Source organism: Planctomycetia bacterium, assembly GCA_015200345.1.
GTDB lineage: Bacteria > Planctomycetota > Phycisphaerae > UBA1845 > UTPLA1 > PLA3.
The window spans coordinates 737,060-754,984 of sequence record CP054187.1 but is presented as its reverse complement, the minus strand read 5'-3'; the positions used below and the strand labels follow the sequence as shown (position 1 = coordinate 754,984).

General features: G+C 62.8%; 16 protein-coding genes. All 16 read right to left on the bottom strand.

Annotated features, from left to right (window positions below):
• Window positions 1–155: 155 nt before the first annotated feature.
• The 16 genes from HRU71_03330 to HRU71_03255 all read right to left on the bottom strand — a co-directional run bounded on the left by HRU71_03330 (window position 156) and on the right by HRU71_03255 (window position 17,800).
• Window positions 156–650, bottom strand: coding sequence for a hypothetical protein (locus HRU71_03330; protein QOJ02576.1), 495 nt, complete (start codon window positions 648–650; stop codon window positions 156–158).
• Window positions 651–660: 10 nt separating this feature from the next.
• Window positions 661–1,221: a PEP-CTERM sorting domain-containing protein gene (locus HRU71_03325; protein ID QOJ02575.1), complete on the bottom strand. Its 561-nt coding sequence runs from the start codon at window positions 1,219–1,221 to the stop codon at window positions 661–663.
• 706 nt (window positions 1,222–1,927) lie between these two features.
• The gene (locus HRU71_03320; protein QOJ02574.1) at window positions 1,928–2,836 is read right to left on the bottom strand and encodes a UbiA family prenyltransferase; all 909 of its coding nucleotides are present in this window, start codon (window positions 2,834–2,836) and stop codon (window positions 1,928–1,930) included.
• Entirely contained in the window at window positions 2,833–3,990 is a 1,158-nt protein-coding gene (locus tag HRU71_03315) for a glycosyltransferase (protein ID QOJ02573.1), read from the bottom strand. Before HRU71_03315 ends, HRU71_03320 begins: the two co-directional genes overlap by 4 nt.
• Entirely contained in the window at window positions 3,987–4,970 is a 984-nt protein-coding gene (locus HRU71_03310) for a GHMP kinase (protein ID QOJ02572.1), read from the bottom strand. Before HRU71_03310 ends, HRU71_03315 begins: the two co-directional genes overlap by 4 nt.
• Before the next feature lie 35 nt (window positions 4,971–5,005).
• Window positions 5,006–5,788 (bottom strand): NAD(P)-dependent oxidoreductase, encoded by a 783-nt coding sequence (locus HRU71_03305; GenBank protein QOJ02571.1) that lies wholly within the window; start codon window positions 5,786–5,788, stop codon window positions 5,006–5,008.
• A 41-nt stretch (window positions 5,789–5,829) separates the two neighbouring features.
• On the bottom strand, window positions 5,830–6,726 hold the full coding sequence (locus HRU71_03300; protein ID QOJ04906.1) for an NAD-dependent epimerase/dehydratase family protein: 897 nt from the start codon (window positions 6,724–6,726) through the stop codon (window positions 5,830–5,832).
• Between the two features lie 87 nt (window positions 6,727–6,813).
• Window positions 6,814–7,932 carry a glycosyltransferase gene (locus HRU71_03295; GenBank protein QOJ02570.1) on the bottom strand — a complete coding sequence of 373 codons (1,119 nt, stop codon included), beginning with the start codon at window positions 7,930–7,932 and terminating at the stop codon, window positions 6,814–6,816.
• Window positions 7,929–9,875: a hypothetical protein gene (locus tag HRU71_03290; protein ID QOJ02569.1), complete on the bottom strand. Its 1,947-nt coding sequence runs from the start codon at window positions 9,873–9,875 to the stop codon at window positions 7,929–7,931. The genes HRU71_03295 and HRU71_03290 overlap by 4 nt, the downstream gene beginning before the upstream one ends.
• A gap of 36 nt (window positions 9,876–9,911) precedes the next feature.
• Window positions 9,912–10,847 (bottom strand): NAD(P)-dependent oxidoreductase, encoded by a 936-nt coding sequence (locus HRU71_03285; protein QOJ02568.1) that lies wholly within the window; start codon window positions 10,845–10,847, stop codon window positions 9,912–9,914.
• Window positions 10,848–10,850: 3 nt separating this feature from the next.
• Window positions 10,851–11,690 (bottom strand): glycosyltransferase, encoded by an 840-nt coding sequence (locus HRU71_03280; protein ID QOJ02567.1) that lies wholly within the window; start codon window positions 11,688–11,690, stop codon window positions 10,851–10,853.
• Between the two features lie 161 nt (window positions 11,691–11,851).
• Window positions 11,852–12,499, bottom strand: coding sequence for an LUD domain-containing protein (locus HRU71_03275; protein ID QOJ02566.1), 648 nt, complete (start codon window positions 12,497–12,499; stop codon window positions 11,852–11,854).
• Window positions 12,489–13,898 carry a lactate utilization protein gene (locus tag HRU71_03270; protein ID QOJ02565.1) on the bottom strand — a complete coding sequence of 470 codons (1,410 nt, stop codon included), beginning with the start codon at window positions 13,896–13,898 and terminating at the stop codon, window positions 12,489–12,491. Before HRU71_03270 ends, HRU71_03275 begins: the two co-directional genes overlap by 11 nt.
• Complete coding sequence (locus HRU71_03265; protein QOJ02564.1) at window positions 13,895–14,695, bottom strand: (Fe-S)-binding protein; 801 nt, start codon at window positions 14,693–14,695, stop codon at window positions 13,895–13,897. Before HRU71_03265 ends, HRU71_03270 begins: the two co-directional genes overlap by 4 nt.
• Before the next feature lie 4 nt (window positions 14,696–14,699).
• Window positions 14,700–17,000 (bottom strand): hypothetical protein, encoded by a 2,301-nt coding sequence (locus tag HRU71_03260; GenBank protein ID QOJ02563.1) that lies wholly within the window; start codon window positions 16,998–17,000, stop codon window positions 14,700–14,702.
• Entirely contained in the window at window positions 16,997–17,800 is an 804-nt protein-coding gene (locus HRU71_03255) for a glycosyltransferase family 2 protein (GenBank protein ID QOJ02562.1), read from the bottom strand. The genes HRU71_03260 and HRU71_03255 overlap by 4 nt, the downstream gene beginning before the upstream one ends.
• Window positions 17,801–17,925: the final 125 nt, after the last annotated feature.

Here is a 17,925-nt window from a genome sequence, read left to right as displayed (position 1 = left end):
CAATGCGACACGGAGGCGGCAGGAGTCAGTTTGGTTTTCAGATTTCGAAAGAAGGAGTCGACGCTGCCGAATCGGCGGCGCCCGTTGAGTCCGTTAGAACGTTCCACTGGGCGACTGCCCGATTCAAACCAAGGGCAGTACGCCGCCGTGGTCGATCAGCCCTGCAAGAGGGCCGGCGCGTGCGGTGGCGCTTGCGCCTGATAGATGGGATAGTGCAGCGCCGCGACGACCAGCGCGCCGGCGGACAGGTTGCCGCGCTCAAGTTTCACAAGTGAATCGCATTCCGAAGCGCCGCCGGCCAGCGCCAGATCGATGCCGGCGTTCGAATCGCTGTCGCCGGGCTTGATGGCCGACGGCGCGGAAACGAACCGACCTTCGCCCGTGGTTCGATGCGAATCGGGAGCGTTGTTGTCGGCCGCGTCCTTCGCGGGTGAATGCGTCCTCCCAAACAGAACTTCCTCACCGGACGAGAATGGCAATCGGTTCGAGGATGCCTCGGCAGTCCGACGTGCAGCCTGCTCCGCCGCGGCGCGGTCCGCCTCGCGCGCGAGATCGGCCTGCACCGCCGCCAGCGCCGGACCGGCCGAGACGCCGGCCCACGGCAGGACGGTCAGGAGGAGAATCCAAAGCCTGTGAATTCCCTGCTTCATAGCCCGGCCACTATATGCCGGACGGCGCCTTCTGGCAACTGCCGTGGCAGGGCGGATTTACGGCGTGATTCGCGGGTTGGTTCACGCGCCGCCGTCGCAGCAGCAGCGCCAGGGCGAGGAGCATCGCGGCCGTGGTGGGTTCGGGGGTGTTCGTGATTCGAATGACGGGATTGTTCCACTCTTGATACAGGAAGACATGTCTAATCAGTTGGTTGTTGTCAACCGACGCGAATCGTGTGCCATAGCCGGGGTCTGTGAGCGGCCCGGTTCCTTCGAAGCCATAATAAGACGCGGCGATGATGTTTTGTGTCCCGCTCGTCTGCGCGATAGTTTGGGTCAAAACGAAACTGTGCATGAAGTGCCCAACGTTCTCGTTTGCGGGAACCTGTGCCGACGATTCTGCGTGAATCCTCAAGAGGAAGCCCCCCGAGTTGTTCTCGGTGAGGATAAGAGGGATCGAGAATGGCGATCCGGCGATTGATGTTTGACTGATAGTTAAGCTGGTTGCAGAGCCCTCTGCATCCCGCAGCCATAAGTCATAGCGAATTGCTGTTCCGTTGACTATTCTCAAGCGAGTCGTTATGAGCCAAGAACAAGAGCCCGCGGCACCATTGCACCTCAAGTTTAGTGGCCCGAATATACCATGGGGGGAGAAGCGTTGGAATCGACATAAGCATTTGATGTGAGCGGCGCGGCCGTGTGCCATGCATTCATTTGCGCAATCGCAAATGATGTAGAACCGATCATCAATAGAAACTGTGCGAAAACAACTGATAAACAATTACGACGGCAAGCGCCCGGCCACAATGACTCACGTATACACATGACCTTGTTTCCTCAAGGTGGACTAAAGGCAGGGGGAAGGTCAGATCCGCGATGACGGCAGTGTAACACAGGTGCCGAGGGCGTGTCAAAAGAATATGCGTGGCGCGTCAAGCGATTTTGGGGGGAGTTTTGTAACCAGTTCTAGCTGTTCCTGGGGTTTTTAGCTATTTGCCATCAGCCATTAGCTAGTAGCCGTTAGCCTTTAGCCAGGCAGAAGTTGTGAGCCGTGTGCCATGAGCCGAGAGCCAGAAGGCAGTGGTCAGTCGCCGGTGGTCAGCCGTAGCGGCCGGCGTCCCCGCCGCGGCGGATTTGCGACTCGACGCACCATAAACTTGAACGGTGGGCAGTGCCCACCCTACAACTAGAACTGGAATTGCCGGCCCATCATCGCGACCCTACCCATCGATGCGCTAAGAACGGGGCACCCGTGCGGGGCGGATTAATGGCGGGCTTCAGGCGGTCGCACGGGTGGTCAGGAGGATGTCGGTGATCGCCGCAGCGGCGAAGAGCAGGCTGACGCAGCCGTTGAGTGTGAAGAATGCGAGGTTGACTCGGGAGAGGTCATTGGGGCGGACGACGGCCTGCTCGGCGGCGAGCAAGACGGCGGTGATGCCCAGGCCGGACCAGTAGATCCAGCCGAGGTGGCAGACGAGACCGAACCCGACAAGCATGGCGATGCACATGACGTGACAGCCTCGCGAGACGAGCAGGGCGGGGCCGATGCCGAGCGCGGCGGGGATGGAGTTCAACTGCTCGCGCCGGTCGATGTCAATATCCTGACAAGCGTAGATGATGTCGAAGCCGGTGATCCAGCTCATGACGGCGGCCATGAGCAGAAAGGGCGGCCCGCTTCCGAGGGAGGCGGGGTGAATGGCGATCCAGGCGGCAACCGGGGCGAAGGAGATGGCCATTCCGAGGATGAAATGTGCCAGCGGCGTGAATCGCTTGGCGTAGGAGTAGCCCGCCAGCGCGGCGAGGGTGGGGAGGGAGAGAATCAGCGGCCAGCGGTTGCCGAAGGAGTGCAGGAAGCCGTAACAGCCGGCGGTAAAGAGCAAGGCGAAGGCGATGAGGAATATCCACGCGCTGCGGCGCGAGATGCGGCCGGTGGGGATCGGGCGCGAGGCGGTGCGCGGGTTGCGCGCGTCGAAGTCGGCATCGGCGATGCGATTGAAGGTCATGGCGAAGCTTCGCGCCGCGACCATGCAGAGAATGATCAGCGCGAACTGGCCCGCCGAGGCGTGACCCGCAGGGAGGTTTCGGCCTGCCATGACGGTGGCGACCAGCGCAAACGGCAGCGCGAAGACGGAGTGCGAGAACTTCACCATCTCGCCCCAGGTTTGCAAATTTCGCACAACGCTCATCGTGACAAAGCCTCAATGAAACAAGCGTATTGACCTGCCCGGGCATTCCAGTCGTTGTCTGCGGCGAAACGTCGACGCTTCTCGGTTGAGTCGGCCGACTCGGTGTCAACTCTGCGCAAGGCTTCCATTACGTCGTCCACATTGTGGACGACACCGATGGTTTCGCCAAAACGGGCCATGTCAGCGACGGCCGTCGTCAAGGTTGGCTTGCCCAGCGCGAGGTATTCGTAAAGCTTGACGGGATTGGCCGCCATCGAGACGGCGATCGGCCGGAACGGCGCCCAGCATGCGTCGAACGCTGCGACGTAGGCCGGCACCTCGCGCGGGTCGCGCGGACCGAGCCACGTAACGTTGGGCAGTTCTTGCAACGCTCGCAGGCGCGCAGGTGAATCGGTTGGTCCGATGAGGACGAGCTGCCAGCCTCTCGCGCGCCGCGCGGTTTGCTCGATCAGATCGAAGTCGATCCATTCGAAAAGCGCTCCAACAAAGCCGAGGATCGGTCGACCGGTTGGCAAATCGGCGGGGCGCGGGGATGAAGCCGCGAGGCGCTGGAATCGCTCGACGTCCGCTGCGTTTTGAATGAGTTCGATGCGCAGGTCCGGCCGTTGGGTTCGCAGCCGATCGCCCAGCGACGTAGCTGTCACGACGGCGGCATCTGCACGGACGATCAATTCGCGTTCCCATGCTTCGATCATTCGGCGCAGTCCGGGGTGCGGCGCGTGGACGGCGAGGTCGTCGATGCAGTCATAAATAACGCGGCCAAAGGGCAAGGCGTCCAGCCAGGGCAGCCAAGCTGGCGTGACGACGATGACGGTGGCGCGCGACCAATCGAGCCGCGAACCGAGCCGGTGTCGAAGTGAATCAGCGCGGCGTCGCAGCGCGCGGCGCACGCGCGGCTCGCCGAGCTGATGCCAGAACCGCGCGGGCCAGGTAGGCCGGGGCCGGATGACGGGAATTGGCGCGGGCGGTGGACCGCGCAGCGCGCGTCGGATCGCGGCGCGCCAGGAATGCGGCGCCTCGACAAAGATGGATTCGCGTCCGGCACGATGCCATGCTTCATGCAACATGCGGGTGCGGCCGACGAGCGGAAAGTCCCACGCGACCGCCGCGAGCGAGACGATGATGCCAGTCGACTTGTCAACCGAATGCGTCACGCGTGAACGATCTGGCTGCCCGGGGCGTTCAAGGCGATGGGAATCTCATAGTGCGCCGCAAGGGCCGCGCGCACGGCCGCCTGTCGCTCCTGCGGGACACAGAAGAGCATGAAACCGCCACCGCCCGCGCCGAGGATTTTTCCGCCGAGGGCGCCGGCCTCCATACCGGCGGCGTACATGCCGTCGATCGCGCTGTTGCTGACGCCGGACTCCAGTTGTTTTTTGAGTCGCCAGGCTTGATCCAGCAGGCCGCCCAGCGCGGAGAGCGGCGCGCCGCCAGTCAGGACGCGATAGCCTTCATCCACGAGCCGGCGCATTTCGCGCAGATGATCGGTCAATTTTGCGATGTTGCTGATTTTCTTCGCCTCCAGATCGACGGCCTTGCGTCCGATGCCGGTGTAAAACATCAGCAGCATCGACTCGAGTTCTTCGAGCTGTGCCCGCTTGAGGGGAATGCGGTGAACGAGGATGTCGTCCGTCGCGGTGAACTCGACGAGATTGCACCCGCCGAACGCGGCGAAGACCTGGTCCTGACAGCCGACGGCTTCGCGCAGCGTTTCGCGTTCGATTCGGATCGCCTGCTGCGCGAGGTCCAGCTTGGTGACGGCTCTGCCGCCGAAGGCATGCAGCGCGTTCAGCAGGCCGACGACAAAGCTGGACGATGAGCCGAGTCCGGAGAACGACGGCAGGTCCGATGTGACGCTGATTTCCACGTCGCGACGGATGCCGACGTGCCGCAGCACTTCGCGGAAGGGAGCGTGTTCGATGTGATCGACGCTTTGAACGCATTCGACGCGGCGGTAGGCGATGCGCACCGAATAATCGAACAGCCGCGAGTGAAACGGCATGACCGAGTGGTAGAGGAACTTGTCGATCGCGGTGCCGAGGACCGCGCCGCCACCGTTCGCGCGATAGTATTCAGGGAAATCCGTGCCGCCTCCGAGGAAGCTCACGCGAAGCGGCGTCTTGCAGAGTATCATGCGTCACCCCGGGCCGGATTATACGGCCGATTCGGTCACCCGCGAGGCGGTTGCTTTTCGGCGTCGACAAAGGCGAAGACGGCCTGTTCCGAACGCGGCACGGGCATCCAGCCGCGCAGCTTGTCGATGTTGATTTCGTAATGCACGGTCGGGCTGTCGGGCTGCACGGTCACGGGTTGGCCGACGCGCGCGATGACATCCGCGAGTCGCACGACGCCGTCTCCGCAGACGTTGACCGTCTCGCCCCAGCGACCGGATTCGACCAGTTGCCAGACAATTCTGGCGGCTTCGTCGGTGTGAAGATATTGCAGCCGGCTGTCAGGGTGGAGCCAGAGCGGCCCGCCGCGCAGGATATCGAAGATGGGGTTCTTCTTGAGACCGGGTCCGACGAATCCGCCGAAACGAATGATCAGCGGTTGGTTCGCTTCGTATCGCACGAGGTGCTCGGCGAGTTGTTTGTGAAAGCCATAGCGGCTTTGCCGCATGGGATCGATGGGGGCGTCCTCGCGCGTGCGGCCTGGATCGGCGTAGTCGTCGTACACGTCGCAGGAGGAGCACAGCACATAACGGTCGAACTTGAATCGGTGCAGTGAGTCGAAGGTCGCGCGCACGGTTGCGTCGAAATCGGCCGCCGGATCACGGTCAGAGAGAAACTTCTTAGAGTTGCCGGCGGCGTTGATCAGCACGTCACAACGTCGGCCGGCGAAGGCGTCCCAGTTGTCGCGCGACACGATCTCGCACGCGATGTCGCGCGCGGTGAGCCATCGCACGAAGGCGCTGCCGACGAAACCTCTGCCGCCCAGGACGAATACGATCATTCTTGAATCACTCATCGCGCGAAAAAAAGGAGAGCGCCTCGTCAGAGTCGAATGCCATCGGACTGATCCGCGTAGTGCCGACTGAACCAGGCAAACGTGCGGCGGAGGCCTTCGACCAATGGCGTCGCGCACGTCAGCCCCAGCCCGTGCAATCGGCTCACGTCAAAAATCTTGAACATCTGGCCGTCGGGTTTGGTCATGTCCCATTCGATCTGGCCGTCGTAGCCGGTGATCGTGCGGATCGTCTCCGCCAGTTCGCGGATCGACGTTGTCGTGCCGCTGGAGATGTTGACCGGTTCGGTTGAGTCGTATTCCTCGATGAAGAAAGGGAACACCGCGGCCACGTCGGCGGCGTAGACAAAGTCCCGCGTGGGCCGACCGCTGCCCCACATGACGACCTTCGGCGCGCCGTCCAGTTTCGCTTCGTAGTAGCGTCGCAGCATGGCCGGCACGACGTGCGAGTCGAGCCGGGAGAAGTTGTCATACTCGCCGTACAGGTTGCCCGGTATTACTACTGATGTCTTCAATCCGTATTGCTGGCGATAGGACTGGCTCGCGACGAGGCCCATTTTCTTGGCGGCGGAGTAGCCGGCGCTTTCAGCCTGCGGATAACCCTCCCACATCTGCGCTTCGTCGATGGGGCTGCGCGCCGTGGCGGGGTACGAGCAGCCGCCCATGGGGTAAACCATCTTTTTGACGTTGAACTCCGCCGCGTATTGAAACCCATGAGCGGTCAGGATCGTGTTGCGAAAGTAAAAGTCGGCCGGGTAGGTGCGATTTGCGCCGATGCCGCCGGAATAAGCCGCGAGGTGGACGAAGACATCGGGTCGGTGTGTCTCGAACATCTCGCGACAGGCGGCCGGATTCATCAGGTCGTAATCACGGCTGCTGACGCCGATGACGGCGCGGTCGCCGTAGCGCGCACGCAGCACGGGCATGAGGTGCCGGCCGAGAAAGCCGCTCGCGCCGGTGACCAGAACCTTGTTGACGTTGAATTCTCCCACGAAGCTCCCTTGCCGTACGGTTTAAGCAACGCCTTGTTTGCGTTCCTGCATTCGATCCAGCATCCGCGCGACCTTTTCAAATTGCGTGTCCCAGTTCAACTCGCGTTCAAACGCCTCGCGGCAATTGCGTACCATCCGCTCGTAACGCGGCGTGCCGATCAGCTCCACGGCCTGTTCGAGCGAGCGGGTGAAACTCTCCTGCGACCAGTCGTCCATGACCAGACCGAGCTGATATTGCTCCGTCAGCATCCGGCATTGCGGATGCGGCGCGCTGATCGGCGGCACCCCGTCGGCGATGGACTCAAAGAACTTATTGGGACAGGCGAACTTCTGGTTGTCGTTGATCGGGTTCCAGTAGACAATGCTGAATGCGTAATGCCTTCGCAGCGCGCGGAGCGCGACGTTGTCGACATATCCCTTGTAGCGCACGCCTTTACGGCCCTTGATGATGCCGTCGCGGAACGTGTCGTCGCGGCTGTCAACGATGCCGTAAAGATCGATGGGCAATCCCTGTACGACGTCGTCGAGAAAGAAGTCGCCACGCGTGAGTTTTTCGTGAATCGTCCCCTGATAAAGCAGTCGTCCGTTGCGTTCGGAAGATGGCAGCGGTAGCAGATCGTCTCGCGGGGGAGCGTTGAACAGGATCAGTCCGGGCACGTGATGCAAGCCGAATGTGTCGATGTGAATCTTCGCGCGGTTCGGCTCGGGATAGATGGCGAGGTCGATCCGGTCCGTCGAGTAGAGGTTCAATCGGAACTCGTCGCGCGTGAAACCGAACGCATCGGGCATTTCGAGTACGTAGTAAATGACGAAACGCGGCCGGTGCTTCATCAACCACAGCGCGGGCAGGCAGTACGTACTGGGCAGGATCAGGATATCCGGCTGATGCGCGTCGAGCATCTCGCTGGCCGTGTTGAGATAGCGCACCGCGCCGAGGCGAGAGTAGGGATGGTGCGGCGAAGGCACGCGACGAATGTCGAGGTCCGGGTACTGGCCGTGGCGCGCCGGGCGCTCGGGCTGATCGTTCTCGATCAGAAGGGGTCGGGCGTCACCCGCGTATCGGGCCAGCGATTGCGTGAGGTACACAATCTGCGGCGTGCCGTAGCCGATGCTGATGTTGGAGAGGCAGGCCACTTTCATGACACCAGCTCCTGCACGAGTCGCGCGGCCGAATGCCGGGCGTTCCAGATTCGAGCAAAGGACTGAGCGGTATCCCGGTAATGCTCGTAGTGCTCGACCAGGTGTTTCAAATGATCGGAGATCGATTCCCCGGGCAGGTAGGTCCGCCCGGCGGCGTCGCCGTGGAGGGACTCCGGTGAATCGCTTGTGAAAGCCAGCTCCAGTCCGCGCATGGGAAGCTCGGTTTGTCGATCCGCCGTGGTGAGGCGCAACTGAATCTCATCCGAGGCGGCATCGAGGCGGAATAATGCGAGGCAATCGGCTCGGCCCGCGACGCGATGCAGCATGCTCGAAGCGACGACTCGCGTCGCGCCGCTGCGGCGCTGCTCGATGTCCAGAATGACCTGCGGTGATTCGTCGGTGGGCGGTCGAAGTCGAATAAAGACTCCAGTGGCATCCCAGGGCTTTTTGATCGTCATGCCCCCCGGTGTCGCATTGCCCAACTGCTCGCGCGCGACGAGTTTCGACTGGCGAATCCGGTCAGACAAGTAGTCGTAGGTCGCCTCGGCGATTTGTTGCCCCATCCACGACGCAGCCGGCGTCAGAACGGGAATGCCGGCCGCCAGCGCCTCCACGAGTACGCCCGAGCTTCGCGCGTAGTAATTGTCGGCGTCGTACAAGACGAGCAGGATGTCCGCGGAAGCCACCAGTTCGTGATACTGCTCGGAGTTCAGCGGCGTCGGAATCACTTCGACGCGCCGTGCGGGATACAACTGCAATTCGGTCCGCGCGAGATGCTCGATCGTTCCATCCTGCGGTCGCGCATGGGCAAAGTTGCTCTGGATGCGAAAAACCACGTCGTCGGCGTGGCCGTTGCGGTGCAGGTCGCGTACGAGATCCGGCAGAAGATGATAGCCTTTTTCCATCCGCGCATCGCCGCAGTAGACGATGCGGAGCGGCCGCGCAGCGCCGTGGCGGTTCAGTTGCTCCGTCAAGCGCGGATTGATCGGGATCGGCAGCGTTCGGAAGCGCGAAGTGCCCATCGCGTTGTACTCGTGCGTGAGCCGGTCGGTGTCGGTGTAGAACCGCACGTCGGTGCCGTTCGCCGCCTGATGGAATCGCTGGAAGGTTTGAACCGCTGATGGGTTCGACGGCAACGTTGCGCCGGCCTTGCGGTCGTCAGTCGTCAGCAGATCCCGGCGGAAGAGCAGGTGCCAGCTCGCCTGATGCGCGGCGGGTTCACTGGCCAGAAAGCTCTGCAAGCTGCTTAGGTCGTGATCCGACAAGGTGGGGATGAAGACGACGTCGCCTTTTTGAAAGCCGATCCGGCGAAAGAGATCGGCGGTGTCGCGTGAGAATTCCGAGGCGGTTGACGACCGTTTTGCGATGCGTTCAAACAGGTTGAGATGCCGCACAATGCGCACCGGGTAGAAGATCATCTGAATCAGGTGCCAGATCGCTGCGCCAATGCGCTTCAAGTACTCCTCAAACGGGTCCAGGATGACGCGGAGCAGATACACCGTCGACGCCAGCACGTTGTAAGGCCACTTGATAAGGAGCAGCCCGAGCAACATGAAAACGAGCTGGAGTTTGCTCTTTGCTTCTGCCTGGATCGTCCTGGGCGTGTAGTACTGCCGATAGAGCGGGATCATGGCCAGCATCTGGCCGTACTTGCCGTGTTTGAAGCGCAACTTCCATTCGAAGTAGCGGCGGCGCCAGCCGTCCTTGTGGATCGCGTGCTTGGGCGGCGAGGCGATGTTTCGCCAGAATCCGTGCTCATAGACCGGTACAATCTTCCACGGTTCAACGTGTCCGCTGTCGGCGGTGAAAGCGCGATTCACGGCGAGGATCGTTTCAAACCCCGCGTCGCGCGCGGCGGCAAGCACGTGCACGGCGTACTCGTAATGATGACCGCCGAAGCCGCGAATGGAATGATCGATCAGAATGAATCGCCGTTGTGCCATGGCTCCTTGCTGCGCAGAAAACCGCGCGATTGCCTGCTACACGTTCGCGTAAGCATTCGGCCGCAGCAGCGGGAACCCGCGAAGCAGTTCGCGGATACCGTCTTCCAGCGAGTGCCGCGGCCGCCAGCCCAGTTTCTCGATCCGCTCGTTGCTCACGATGTAATCGCGCTTGTCCGGGTCCTCACCGATGGCGTCCGAGAGGATGCGAAACTCCGGCACCTGTTCGCGGATTTTTTCGCACAATTGCCGCTTCGTGAGGTTCGCTGATGACAAGCCGACGTTGAACGGCCGCCCTTTCATCGTCTCGTAGTTCTTTATGCCGAACAGGAACGCCGCCGCCACGTCGCGAATGTGAATGAAGTTTCGGCGGAAGTGTTCCTCAAACAAGACGATGAACCGATCGCGCCAGGCGCGGAACGTGAAATCATTCACCAGCAGGTCCAGCCGCATCCGCGGGGACATGCCGAAGACCGTCGCGAGGCGGAACGTCACGGCTGTGCCCTTGTCAAGCAAATACTTCTCAATTTCGACTTTGTCGCGCCCGTATTGCGAGATCGGTCGCAGCGGGGTCTCCTCGGTACAGAATCCATCGGCCTCGCCGACGCCGTAACCGCTGTTGGTTGTGGGGAAGAGGACGCGCTGCCGCGGAGAGAGTTTGTCCACCATGAAGCGAATGGCGTCGTAATTGATCATCCGTGACAGGACGGGGTTCACCTTGCAGGCCGGCGCGCCGACGATGGCGGCCAGCGGGATGATCACGTCGAAATCGCCTACCATGCGGCCGACCTGCTCGTGGTTGCAGACATCGCCGCGCACGAAGGTGAAGTTCGGATCGGCGCAGCAATCCAGCAACGGCGTCTGCCCGAAAGCAAGATTGTCGAGTACCGTGACCTTGTATCCTTCGCGCAGCAGCGTCGGTGTCAGGATCGAGCCGAGATACCCCGCGCCACCGGTGACCAGAATGCGTTCCACGTGTCAGTGACTCCCTTGTTCCGTCGGCGATGACCACACGGACGCGCCGAGGGTGTATGCCTTGTGCCGTCGCAGCGTTTCATTCAACACCTGCACGCCGCGATAGCGCCAATGGTAGAAGCGATAGGCCAGTTTCATCAACTGCGCGGGCCACACCGGCCGGCCGGACGCGGACTTGATGCGCTCATCGGTCTCGCGTACGCGCGCGGCATGGCGCTGCGATTGGCTGTCTGAATGAATTCTTAACGCGGCGAGGAAGTGCGGAATCCGCAGGGGCACTTCCAGTTTCGCCAGGCGCAGGAACAGGTCCGTGTCCACGCAGACGTTCAAGGTGCGATCAATCCCGCCGACGCGCTCCAGCGCCCGGCGCCGCATGAACGTCGCCGGCTGGCAGGTGCCCCATAGTTGCCACAGTTGAATGCTGCGCACCGTGAACGGCACTGCCCAGACGCGCTCCGTCACCCGCGAGGTCTCGTCGATCAGCAGCCCATTCCCCACGGCCCATTCGCAGTCCGGGTGCGCCGCGAAAAACCCGGCGACGTTTTCCAGCGCGCCGGAGAGCAACAGATCGTTGGAGCAGACCCACGTGACCACGTCGCCGGTCGCGCGGGCCAGGCCCTTGTGCAGCGCGTCGGCGTGGCCTGCGTCCGGTTCGCTGATCCAATACGCGAGCCGGTCGGCATACCGGCGGATGATTTCCACGCTGCCGTCGGTCGAGCCGCCGTCGATGACGATGTGTTCAAGGTTCGGATAGCCCTGAACGTGAATCGAGTGCAGACATTCTTCGATATATCGCGCGTCATTCAGGCAGGGCGTGACGATGGAAATGCGCAAAGGGGTCATCAATCGGTGCGATCATCCGGGCGAGGGCGACGTCCAGCGCCACAGTCCGTTCCGGCGAGGCTGCGGTCTGCGCGAGTCGAACGCACACCGGTATTGTACGCGATGACCATCGGTCCGGCTATTGTCCGCTACAGCGGGTCCGAGACGCGCGCCATCGGCTCTTACGGGGCAATCGCATTGCGGAGGATTGGCCAGTTTACCGGTTCATCGCACAGCACCACGCGCACCTGCCGCGGGCCGTGCGCCGGTACGACCAATAGCTTTTCGATGTCCGCGGTGCGGCTGCAACCAGTGATGCACACGAGATTCCGTGCCGGCACGTCAGTGGTCGTCGGGTCCAGCCTCCGGTACAACTCCGCGAGATCGGGAACCAGTTGATCGACGCCGGCCACAACACAGTGCTGCTCCACCAGTAGCGACGCGAAGGCGGCGGCTGCATTTGGAATCTCCACCACGACTGATCCGGTGTCGGCGACCAGCGCCCACGCAGGCGTGATTCCCAGTTTCCAGTCGCGCGGCGAAGCATCCGCATCCTCCGGCAGTCGAATCTCTTGGCGCGGCAACGGTTCGCACAACCGAGCCAGGGATGCGATGGCGTCCTGCGTTGTTGCGACGCGGATGACCGAGGGTTCGTCATCGCCGGGCGCGCGCAGGAAATCGAGTCGCTCGGCGAATCGCGCCGCCAGTTCTGCCGGCGCACTCGCAACATCTCTGTGCGGGCCGTCGCCGGGGTGCGGCACGCGCGCCATGCGCGCCGTGATCCGCGCGATTTGATTTACCGCCGTACGCAATCCACCGTCAGGCTTCACGGTGCTTCCTCCACCATTGCGCGAAGGACTCGTCCGCGATGCGCGGCAAATCGCGCGACTGCTCCCACTGCCTCACCGGGGCAAACCAGCCAGCCATCGCGTTCATCCACGCTGCCGGAGGGCGCCCCGCGCGATAGACCATCGGATGGGTCATCAGCCACGTCCAACCGGCGAAGGCGGCGGCCTCCAGTCGCGATCGCTCGCCGCGGCCGACGACCCGCTCGCGCCATTCGAGCAGTCGCTCGTGCAGCGGAATCGCCACGGGGCAGATTTCGGTGCAGGCGCCACACAGGCTGCTGGCGAAGGGCAACTCGTCGTACGCGCCGCGCGGTTGCAGGTGCGGCATCAAGACCGCGCCAATCGGTCCGGGATAGACCGCCTCGTACCCGTGGCCCGACACGTGGCGATACACCGGGCAGGCGTTCATGCACGCGCCGCATCGGATGCACGAGAGCAGGTCAACGTGCTGCGCATCGGCCAGCACGTTCAGGCGGCCGTTGTCGAGCAGAATGATGTGCAGGCGGCCCAGCGGCCGGCGCAAGAGGGTCACATAAGACGTTTGTCGTTGACCCGTCGCGGCGATCGGCAGCAGCGTCAGAAACGTGCCGAGGTCGCGCATGCGCGGGATCAGCTTGTCGATTCCGACGACGGCCACGTGAACGCCCGGCAGCGTCGTCGTCAGGCGAATGTTGGCTTCGTTCTCCACGAGCACGAGCGCGCCGGCATCGGCCACGGCGAAGTTCGCGCCGCTGATGCCCATGCCGGCGGTCATGAACTTCTCGCGCAGGCGAACGCGCGCTGCGGCGACAAGGCGCGCAGCCGCCGACAACCGCGCCGATCGATCAGGAGCGCCGCCGCTCGGCTGCAATTCGGGGGGAATCGCGTCGACATAACCCACGCGCGCCAGCAACCGCGCGACTTCTTCGATGGACCATTCGATGATCGGCGCGGTTACATGGCTCGGTGCGACGTGGGCAAGCTGGCAGATCATCTCACCGAAGTCCGTCTCGATCGGTTCCAGCCCGCCCGTCTCCAGCGCTTCGTTCAGACCAATCTCCTCGCTGGTCATCGACTTGGCCTTGGTGATGCGCTGCACACCGTGCTGCCGTGCAATCGCCAGCGTTTGAGCGCACGCGTCGTCGCCGGACGCCGCCCACGACACCGTCGCGCCGTTTCGCTCGGCGGCGGCCGCGAACCGCTGCACGTACTCATCCAGGTGCGAAAGGGTGTGGAGTTTGATCTGCCGCGCATGGGCGCGTAACGCCTGCCAATTCGGCGTTTGCTCGATGAGCGCCGCCGTCTTCGCCAGCGAATTGCCCGTCGAGACGTGCAACTGCATCGCCAGGCGGCGGTCGGCGGCTTTCTCACGGCTTGTGGCTTCGAAACCGGCGTGATTCATGAGATCGTACCCGCCAGCACTTCCGCCACATGCAGCGGCCGGATGGCCCGCTGGGAAACTCTCGGATGCGCTGGATCCTGCGACCGCTGCAACACCCCTGCCAACTGCATCAGGCAGCTCGATTCCGGGGAGATCAGGTAATCCACGCCGGCGTCGCGCATCTGTTGTAGTTTTGTTTCGGACATGGCCGTCGACAGCTCCGGGTACTTCACGCTGAACGTTCCGCCGAAGCCGCAGCACCAGGTATCGCACGGGAGATCGACGATCTCCAATCCACGCACGCGGGACAAAATTTCGCGCACGGGGCTGGCGCCGTCCAGATCGCGCAGCATGTGGCAGGGCATGTGCAGCGCCGCGCGTCCAGGCAGGCTCGCGCCGACATCCGGGGCACCCAGCTCGTTGACAAGATACTCGCACAGCTCGCGCACGCGCAGGGTGACCGGCTCTTCGCGCCCCAGAACGTGCGCGAAGTGGTTGCGAACCATGCTCACGCATGATCCGCCCGGCGCGACGATTGTCTCACAGCCGGAAAAAATGCTGACGAAATGCTCCGCCACGCGCCGCGCAGCGTCGGCGTAGCCGCTGTTGAAAGCGGGCTGGCCGCAGCAGGTCTGCCGCTCGTCGTATTCGCACGCGACGCCGAGGCGCTCCAGCAGCAGGACGGTCGATTGCGCGACGCGCGGGAACAACTGATCGACGTAGCACGGGACGAAGAGCGACACGCGCCGTTGAGGGACTGCGGAATGGGACGCAATCGAATTCGTAACGCCGTGCGGGCTGTCGGTAGACCGGCCCATGGCGTCAGACTCCTTTTCTGCTGGTCGCTGCCTGCACCTCGGCCAGCGCGCCGCGCGCGCCCTCATGATGGGGATTGATCTCCACGGCTCGAGCCAAGTCACGGATCGCTTCCTCACGCCGACCCAGCATCGCGAGCAGCAATCCGCGCTGATACCGAGGCCAGAACTCATGCATCCCCAGTTCGATGGCGCGCGCGTAGTAATCCACTGCGGCAGTCGGCGGCTCGCGCCCGGCGCGCGACCGATCCCAGCCGTGGTGCATGCCGTAGGCGAGCAGGTAGTAGGCTCGGCCGGGGGATTCCGCCTCCGCCAGGGGCTTGCCGGACAGGGCGCTGACGACCTCATCGAACCGCTCGGCCGCGACGTGCGCCTCGGCCTGGGTGAGCGCGTCGTCCAGTTCCCAGTCGGTCGGCGTCATCTTGCGGACGTACAGCCAGGCGTTCTTGTCATAAATACACTTGTACTCTTTCGACTCAATCCGGCGACGAACGTCCTCGACGATCTTCGGGTTGTAGGACGGGTCGAGCCACGAAGGAATCAGGATGTAATGTACGTCCTGCCGGGTCCGGTGCTTTTCGTACGTCTCGAAGCTGCCCATCGGGAGGCCGATCGCGCGGCTTTCAAAGCCCGGCAGATAGTTCAACGCGGCGTAGTGCGTGGAGATCAGCCCTCGCAGCGGCCGAGTCTCGTGATACTCGTAAAGGACCTTGTTTAGCGATGGATCGCCGACTTCCCGTTGAAGCGTTGTCTGACGTTCCAGGAGCCTATCGCGCGGTAGCGAGAAACTTGCCACGACGATCACCAACAGCGCGATTTTCACACCCGCTCGCGCCCACGCAGGTCCCGAATCCGCAGCCATCGGAATCGGCTTGCCGTTTAGCGGAATGACGGTACCCCCGCCCCAATTCAGTTCCGCACCCGCCAGCCGCGCCGCCAACCACCCCGCCGCGCCGAGCAATTCCACCAACCCCACACCCGCTGACAGCCCCATCAGCGGCACCACGAGCACGAGATTTCGCAGGCTATAGCTGAATCCAACGGCCCAAATCACCGTCAGCGGCGCGATGACGAGCAGATACAACCATCGCGTGTTCCGGCGAATGATGGAAATGACGTGCAACACCGCGAGGCATCCGAGCGCGTCGTTGAATGGCAACGCGCCGCGAAGCATGCGAATGCCGTGCCGCAATCGGCCGGCATACGTCGGGTCTTTGTGCAGGTTCGTGAATAGCTCATCCCAGTTGTCCTGGGCCTGACCAGTGGCGATCATGTGGCGTTGATACACGTACCACGGTGCCGCGAGCGCGACCATCACCATGCACGCCGTTGACAGCCGCCGGACGGATTCCGGAATCGACACGCCCGCGGGTCGAAGGACCAGCCCCCAGAGCAGCACCGGGTACACGGCGGCCATGTACATGCCGGTTTGCTTGGTCACACACGCCGCGACGCACATCATCGCGCCGAGCCAGATCAGTTGCATCGCGCCGCGCCCGATGCAGCGTTCGCGCTGGGCTTCTTCGCCCGCGCGGATCACGCAATAAAACGCCATCGTCACGAAGAACGACACCGGCACGTCGGCATAGCCGGAGAACATCATGTTCTCCAGCTTGGCGACGTTGACGAAGTACATCAGCACGCCCGCAAGCGTCACGCCGGCCAGGATGCCGGCGCTGCGTTGCCGCCGCCCCAGTTCATAAATGGCCAGCAGCGTGCCAAGCGGGAACAGACCGAGCATTCCCTTGGCGAAGAATTGCACCTGGGTGTTGCCCATGAACACGTAGGTGAGTGAATAACTCGTCGGGATGAGTTGCGGATACGTGCCCCAGATGCGCGGGATGCTGCCCTTGGCCCACCAGACGCCCCAGGGGTTCCAAGAGCCAACCGCGTCCCAGGTCATGAACACCGTGCCGACGTTCTGCCAGGCCAGCCAGATATAGACGGCGATAGTGATCCAGGCTGTGTGCTTGAAGAACGAGAACGGCGGCGAGTCGAACGCCGGCCGTTGCGAATCGGACGAACACGAATCGGCGTTTGGCGTCGCTCGTCGCTGCGCAATGACCAGTGCCGCAAGGAGCGTCAACTCACCCACGAGAATGCCGTACAGAACGCTCGGGCGATACGCGCCGGCGACCACCAGCCCGACCACCAGCGCATGATTAATGAGCAGGCTAAGCGCAAAGCTGAAAAGCAGCGTTTCGAGCCGGCCGCGCAGTTGGAGGATGCGACAAACCAGGTAGCCTGGCAGGACACACAATTGAACAAGCGAGCAGAACCCCAGAAAGCTTGTCAGGTATTGGGTCATGCTGGGTGAGAAGAGGAGCCTTGTGCGGGCGGCTGGACATCGGCCGATCCCGTGTCAAAGCTGGAGAACCGGTATCGACCCATCGCGCGGAGATAGCGGAAGAAGTCCATCGCGCGAATCTTCTTGCCTTCGGATTTTTCACGCGGGATGTAGCTGATGGGCAGCTCTTCGATCGGAACTTTGAGCCGCGCGAGCTTGGTGGTGATCTCCGGCTCCATCGCGAAGCCGCGGCTCTGGAGATGCAACCGCCGCGCCACATCGGCCCGCATCATCTTGTAGCACGTGTTCATGTCCGTCAGGCGAATGCCGTTGACCAGGTTGCAGGTCATGTTCAACATGCGATTGGCCCAGTAAGTCGAGCGACCGTGCAGACGGCGATTGTCCCCCATAAAGCGGGAGCCGTAACAGACGGGCGCGCCGCCGCGCACTTTCTCGTACAGCGGCAGCATATCGTGCGGGTTCAGCTCCAGGTCGGCGTCCTGAATGACCACGTACTGCCCGCGAATCTCGCGCAGGGCGGTCTGCACCGCCGCGCCCTTACCTGCGTTGCGCGCGTGGTGCAGCACGCGCACGTCTTCCCACGCCGGCAGTTCACGCAGCACCTGCTCGCTGCCGTCGGTTGAGCCGTCGTTCACGACGAGAATCTCGAATGGATCGGGAAAGGGCACCGCGCGCACCTTCTCGATCACCTGCCGGACCGTATTCACCTCGTTGAACACGGGGATGATGATCGACAGGACGGGCGGGCCGGATCGGCCGCGTTCGATTTCGTTGGGAATAACCGCTTGGGATGCTTCCATGAATTCTTCCGCCGCGCGCGCCGCGCCATGCACGCGAGGCCTGCCTGCACGCGGTCCGGCTGCCATCGTCCGTGAAGGCGACCGACCGCTTCAGGGCGGTATTCTAACCGTTTGCCACCTGCCTG